This window comes from Noviherbaspirillum sp., assembly GCF_035944575.1.
Classification (GTDB): domain Bacteria; phylum Pseudomonadota; class Gammaproteobacteria; order Burkholderiales; family Burkholderiaceae_D; genus Noviherbaspirillum.
On sequence record NZ_DASZBA010000017.1, the window covers coordinates 1 to 6,439 of the forward strand.

General features: G+C 53.5%; 8 protein-coding genes. 5 read left to right on the forward strand and 3 right to left on the reverse strand.

Features of this window, described 5'->3' with window-relative positions; translation table 11 throughout:
- Positions 1-1,124, forward strand: a 1,124-nt coding sequence (locus VGU61_RS00990; RefSeq protein WP_326857231.1) for a DesA family fatty acid desaturase, incomplete at its 5' end; no start/stop codon positions are given.
- A gap of 282 nt (positions 1,125-1,406) precedes the next feature.
- Here VGU61_RS00990 and rpmG read toward each other — a convergent pair.
- From rpmG to radC, 3 genes are all read right to left on the reverse strand, one after another.
- A complete protein-coding gene (rpmG, locus tag VGU61_RS00995; protein ID WP_057292919.1) occupies positions 1,407-1,574 on the reverse strand; it encodes a 50S ribosomal protein L33 in 168 nt (55 codons plus the stop codon).
- Positions 1,575-1,597: 23 nt separating this feature from the next.
- Positions 1,598-1,834, reverse strand: coding sequence for a 50S ribosomal protein L28 (gene rpmB / locus VGU61_RS01000; RefSeq protein WP_326857232.1), 237 nt, complete (start codon positions 1,832-1,834; stop codon positions 1,598-1,600).
- Positions 1,835-1,976: 142 nt separating this feature from the next.
- Complete coding sequence (gene radC / locus VGU61_RS01005) at positions 1,977-2,651, reverse strand: RadC family protein (protein ID WP_326857233.1); 675 nt, start codon at positions 2,649-2,651, stop codon at positions 1,977-1,979.
- Between the two features lie 195 nt (positions 2,652-2,846).
- Between radC and VGU61_RS01010 the strand changes: the two genes are divergently transcribed.
- From VGU61_RS01010 to VGU61_RS01025, 4 genes are all read left to right on the forward strand, one after another.
- A complete protein-coding gene (locus VGU61_RS01010; protein ID WP_326857234.1) occupies positions 2,847-3,302 on the forward strand; it encodes a peptidylprolyl isomerase in 456 nt (151 codons plus the stop codon).
- Between the two features lie 36 nt (positions 3,303-3,338).
- On the forward strand, positions 3,339-4,280 hold the full coding sequence (ispH, locus tag VGU61_RS01015) for a 4-hydroxy-3-methylbut-2-enyl diphosphate reductase (protein ID WP_326857235.1): 942 nt from the start codon (positions 3,339-3,341) through the stop codon (positions 4,278-4,280).
- A 696-nt stretch (positions 4,281-4,976) separates the two neighbouring features.
- A complete protein-coding gene (locus VGU61_RS01020; RefSeq protein ID WP_326857236.1) occupies positions 4,977-5,906 on the forward strand; it encodes a branched-chain amino acid ABC transporter permease in 930 nt (309 codons plus the stop codon).
- An 11-nt stretch (positions 5,907-5,917) separates the two neighbouring features.
- On the forward strand, positions 5,918-6,439 hold a 522-nt coding region (locus VGU61_RS01025; protein ID WP_414691574.1), incomplete at its 3' end, for an ABC transporter permease subunit.

Genomic DNA, 6,439 nt, shown 5'->3' on the forward strand with positions numbered 1-6,439 from the left:
ATACATTGGTAGTGACTCACATTACCATTGCCGCCGTCACCATTTATCTGCATCGCTGCCAAGCGCACCGGGCGCTCGATCTGCATGCGATTCCAAGTCATTTCTTCCGCTTCTGGCTTTGGCTGACGACTGGCATGGTTACCAAGGAATGGGCGGCCATCCATCGCAAGCACCATGCAAAATGTGAGACGGAAGATGATCCGCACAGCCCGGTGACCCGTGGCATCAAGAAAGTCCTGCTCGAAGGGGCGGAACTGTATCGTGCCGAATCCAAGAATGCCGAAACAATTGAGAAATTCGGTCATGGCACGCCAGACGACTGGGTTGAAAGAAATATCTACTCGAAATACAGCTGGCAGGGTGTGGGGTTGATGCTCATCATCGACATCATGCTGTTCGGTGTGGTCGGTTTGTCAGTGTGGGCAGTGCAAATGCTGTGGATTCCGGTAACTGCAGCCGGAATCATCAACGGCATCGGTCACTATTGGGGCTATCGCAACTATGAATGCTCAGACGCTGCGACCAATATTTTCCCGATCGGCATTCTGATCGGCGGTGAAGAACTGCATAACAATCATCACACCTTCGGTACATCGGCCAAACTGTCATCCAAATGGTACGAGTTCGATATCGGCTGGATGTATATCAGAATCCTCGAAATGGTGGGATTGGCCAAAGTGAAGAAGGTCGCTCCGGAACCAAAATTCAATCGCGAGAAAACAATCGCTGACTTCGATACGCTGCAGTCTGTAATTGCCAATCGTTACGACGTGATGGCCAAATACGCAGTTTCGTTGAAGCGCGCCTGGCACGATGAAGTCGAGCAGTTGGCGGGCAAGGCTAAATTTGAATCGGGCTTCCTGAAATCGTCGAGAAAGCTTCTGCAACGTGAGCCGGCAAAGCTGGAAGCAGGGCAGAAGCAGCAGTTGATGGAATTGTTTGCGCATAGCAAGGCATTGAAAACCATGCACGACATGCGGGTAGAACTGGGCGCTATTTGGGAGCGCTCCAACGCCAGCCGTGAGCAGTTGCTTCAGCAGTTGCAAGATTGGTGTGCCCGTGCCGAGGCATCCGGTATCAAGGCATTGCAGGATTTCTCGTTCCGTCTTCGCAGTTATGCTTGATCGTCGGGGCGACGTGATATAAGCCCCGAATCAGCAGCCCAGAACAAAAAGGCCACGATACGTCGTGGCCTTTTTCATGCGGGTTTGAGCGGGAGAAGATGTCCCTCACTTGCTCACTTGAAGTGAGCTCACGCAAGTGAGGTCACGCAATACTTAAGTGAAATGGGGGCAGGCGTTCTTCACTCAGTACCGGATATCCATCATTCCATCGATTGCGAGCATCAAAAAAAAAGGCCGCTCATGCGAATGAGCGGCCTTTTATACTAGAAACGCAGAGCAAGATTACTTGATCTTTGTTTCCTTGTATTCGACGTGCTTGCGTGCCTTTGGATCAAACTTCATGATCGCCATTTTTTCCGGCATGGTGCGCTTGTTCTTGGTTGTGGTGTAGAAATGACCTGTACCTGCGGTCGATTCCAGCTTGATTTTGTCGCGGTTAGATTTCGCCATGATATTTTCCTGATGAATTCAGCTTAGACTTTTTCGCCACGAGCGCGCATGTCGCTCAGGACGGCGTCGATGCCGATTTTGTCGATGACGCGCAGGCCTGCATTGGAGATGCGCAAAGAAACCCAGCGGTTTTCGGATTCAACGAAGATGCGGCGGTTTTGCAGGTTCGGCAAAAAGCGACGCTTGGTCTTGTTGTTTGCATGGGAAACGTTGTTGCCGACCATCGGCCCCTTCCCGGTGACTTGGCAGACACGTGCCATGATTAGCTCCTTAAAAATTTCCAAATTCGGAAAACCGACGAGTATATAGAAAAAAATGTGAATTTTCAACGACTTGCGAAAAAAAAGTGTGTCGCAAAACTTCCGAAAAATTTAACATTTCTTTTGACGTTGGTTTGCCTTCTTACATATGGCCGTGTTCAGCGAACGAATAGACCTGCTTTCCGGCCACGATGAAATGATCCAGGATCCGGATATCCACAAGGCTTAGCGCCTGTTTCAATGCGTCGGTAAGTGCATGGTCTGCTGCACTGGGTTCAGGGGTGCCCGAGGGATGGTTATGCGAAATGATGATACTCGCTGCGTTACGGGAGAGGGCCGACTTCACCACCTCCCTTGGATAGACGCTGGCATGCGTCAGCGTGCCGCGGAAAAGTTCGTCGGTGCATATCAGCCGGTTTTTTACATCCAGATAGAGCACTACGAAGGACTCGTACGGCTTGTTCCCGAGGAGAAGTTGAAGATAATGCTTTACGGCCTGAGGAGATGACAGCGCTATACCCAAACGCAGTTCTTCGTCCAACGCCCGCCGCGCGAGTTCGAGCACGGCTTGCAGTTGCGCATACTTGGCGGAGCCAAGTCCATGGATCGCAGAAAAGTCGCTGAGGGTGGCAGTGAACAGATTATTGAGTGATCCGAAGTGATTCACCATGTCCCGTGCCAGATCCACTGCGCTTTTCCCCTTTATGCCGATTCTCAGAAAAACCGCGAGAAGCTCGGCATCAGACAGGGATTGGGCGCCATGCTTGATCAGCCGCTCCCGTGGTCGTTGATCTGTCGGCCAGTCGGTGATTGCCATATAAATGTGCTTTTGAAATAAAGAGAATGTCAAAATGACATTTTGCCATTATACGTACGGGCATTGTCGAAATTGCAATTTATGCGGGCGCTGTCTACGGATGCTTGTGATTCGCCATAAACACCGCCATATGGCCTTCGTCTCCTTAACATAACGTGACTTACAATAGCGTGTTGCCACGCTATTTCACTTCCCATGTCACAGTCTGAATCCCCCGTCGTCACCGAAGCGGCTTATCTCACGCTGCATTACCGTCTTGCTTCCGCCGACGGCACCGATATCGTTACGACATTCAAGGACAATCCGGCGACGCTGCAGCTCGGTACAGGACAACTGGCCCCCTTCCTCGAGGCGTGCTTGCTGGGCCTGCCGGAAGGCGCGCACCGGACGTTCGACCTGTCACCCGACCAGGCATTCGGCCCGCGCAATCCTGATCTGATACAGCGCGTATCGCGCACCACGCTGAAGGAGAATTCCCAGTTGGGCGAGGAATATGCGGTAGGCGACCTTGTTGAGTTTGCCGCTCCGGGAGGCGGAAGATTTGCCGGCGTGCTTCGTGACATCGATGCCGATGGTGCGGTATTCGATTTCAATCATCCGTTGGCCGGCCAGAATCTCAAATTCGAAGTCAACATTATCGGCATTCTGTGAAAGCCGAAAAAATACAAGCTGAACCAAGGATCAATCATGGATAAGGAAGTATTGCTGGCGCAGCCGCGCGGATTCTGTGCCGGTGTGGACCGGGCGATCGAGATCGTCGAGCGGGCGCTGGCGGAGTTCGGCGCACCCATCTACGTACGTCATGAAATCGTCCACAACGCGTATGTGGTCGCCGATCTGCGCAGCAAGGGTGCCATTTTTATCGAGGAATTACAGGATGTCCCCGCGGGAAACACGGTTATCTTTTCGGCGCACGGGGTGTCCAAAGCGGTGCAGACGGAAGCCGAGGAGCGAGGGTTAAGAGTATTTGATGCCACTTGTCCCCTGGTCACGAAAGTGCACGTGGAAGTCGCCAAGATGCGCCGCGAAGGGCGCGAGATCATCATGATCGGCCACGACGGACATCCGGAGGTGGAGGGTACGATGGGGCAGGCGGAAGAGGGCATGTATCTGGTTGAAACCTGCGAAGATGTGGATAAGCTGGAAGTCAGGGACCCCGACAGGCTCGCCTATGTATCGCAAACCACGCTGTCGATAGACGACACGGCCGAAATCATCGCTGCGCTCAAACGCAAATTCCCCCATATCGCAGAGCCCAAGAAGGGCGATATTTGCTACGCCACCACCAACCGCCAGGAAGCGGTCAAGTTCATGGCGCCACAGGTGGAGCTGGTCATCGTCGTTGGTAGTCCGAATAGTTCCAATTCCAATCGGTTGCGTGAGGTTGCCGAGAAAAAGGGGGTCGCCGCGTATATGGTCGACAACGCGGAGCAAATCAATCCTTCCTGGCTGCAAGGGAAGAATCGTATTGGCGTTACGGCGGGCGCTTCCGCACCGGAAATATTGGTGCAAGCCGTTATTGACCGACTGAAGCAATATGGTGCAAAAAGCGTCCGGACTCTGGCCGGCGTAGAGGAAAGCGTGACATTTCCAATGCCAAAAGGACTGGCGGTTCAGCGCGCGGAGTAGTGGCGCGCAAAGATGCCTGCTACAGATCAAACCTGGTACAGATGGACCGGCCGTTCTGTATGTGACAACACCATGACATATTCAGAATGAAACTTTGCAAATTTAGCCGGAAAAATGGGGTAAATTTGCTTAAATAAAAATTATGAATGCCAGTTTGATTATTAAAGCGATATAAGCTTGTTTCTTTAAACACAACAGCTCATCAAAACTTCTTAAAATTCGTTGTCCTGCCATATTGGACGCTTACGGGCGTGTCGATTAAAGGGTTTCCGGCTGGCATATCGATTGCTTCAATGGATAAGGTCATATGACACGATCACCCTGTCCGATTGCGAAGCAGTTTTTCGTATGTTTGTCTATTAGATGTGATCCTCGACTACAAAGAGTTCCATATACCGCAAGGTTCGGTATAATCCCGCCCGGTTCTGGTGGACGCTCAAAAGGCGCCCGGCATCACGAAAAAGTTTTTATCAAAAACAGGAGACTTCACATTATGCGCAATTGTCCCGCCATCATGGTCCACCGCAGCGTCGCGGCCGGTCTAATCCACTGAACAGCATTGAACGTCCAAGCGGCACCCAAAGGCTATCCGGGGTGCCGTTTTTGTTATCAGAGACGGTTTGCTGCAGTTGCACATGCTCCCCGCAGTCAAGCCGCTGAACGATTTGAAAGATCCTTCAAGAGAGTAGGCAACCCATGGATACATTTATCCAACAAATCATCAACGGCCTGGTGCTCGGCAGTATGTACGCACTGGTCGCGCTTGGATACACGATGGTGTACGGCGTTCTCAACCTGATCAACTTCGCCCACGGCGATGTGCTGATGATCGGAGCGATGGCCGCCGTGACGATTTTGCAGTTTCTGCAAACCGCGGCACCTGACCTGCCAGGGATCGTCAAGCTTCTGATTGCGATCCTGGGCGCAATCCCGGTATGCGTCATCGTCAACGTCGTGATCGAGCGTGTCGCCTACCGGCGTTTGCGCAATGCACCCCGTCTCGCGCCGCTGATCACCGCGATCGGCGTGTCAATCCTCCTGCAAACGTTTGCCATGATGATTTGGGGCCGCAGCCCGATTCCCTTCCCGCAGGTGATGCCGACCGAATCGTTCAATGTGTTCGGCGCCCTGATCTCCCAGACCCAGGTCATGCTGCTGGTGCTGGCCACCATCTCGATGATCGGCCTGGCGCTCCTGGTGGAGCGCACCAAAATCGGCCGCGCAATGCGTGCCACGGCGGAAAATCCCCGCGTGGCAGGTTTGATGGGCGTGGATTCAAACCGGGTAATCGTGATGACGTTTGCCATTGGCGCCGCACTGGCGGCGGTTGCCGGCGTAATGTGGGGCGCGAATTATTCATCCGCTCAATTTGCCATGGGCTTCGTGCCGGGCCTGAAGGCCTTTTCCGCAGCCGTGCTGGGCGGTATCGGAAACATTTACGGCGCGATGCTGGGCGGCATTTTGCTCGGGCTGATCGAAAGCCTTGGCGCCGGTTACATCGGCGACCTGACCGGCGGTTTCCTGGGAAGTCATTACCAGGACATTTTTGCCTTCATCGTGCTGATTATCGTTCTTACCCTGCGTCCATCCGGCATCATGGGTGAACGCGTTGCCGATCGCGCCTAAAGGAGAGCTCCATGTCCACATTGTTTGACGTCAAAAACAATCCGCGCAAGGCCTACACCAGTTTCTTCATTCTTGGCGTGGTATTGATCGCGTTTCCGTTCGTCGCATCGAACTTCGGCAATTCCTGGGTCCGTATCATCGACCTGGCGCTGCTCTATATCATGCTGGCGCTGGGACTGAATATCGTAGTCGGTTTTGCGGGCCTGCTCGATCTCGGCTACATCGCTTTCTACGCGGTGGGCGCCTACATGACCGGGTTGCTGGCATCGCCGCAGTTCGCAACCGTCCTGGAATCGTTCATCAACCAGTATCCCGCCGTCGGCAATGCGATGGTATGGCTGCTCGGGCCGGAGATTCAGCAGAACGGCATCCACCTGTCGGTGTGGTTCATCGTACCGCTCGGCGCCGCGCTGGCCGCATTTTTCGGCGCCTTGCTGGGCGCGCCGACCCTCAAGCTGCGCGGTGACTACCTGGCGATCGTTACGCTCGGTTTCGGTGAGATCATCCGAATCTTCATGAACAACCTGAACGGT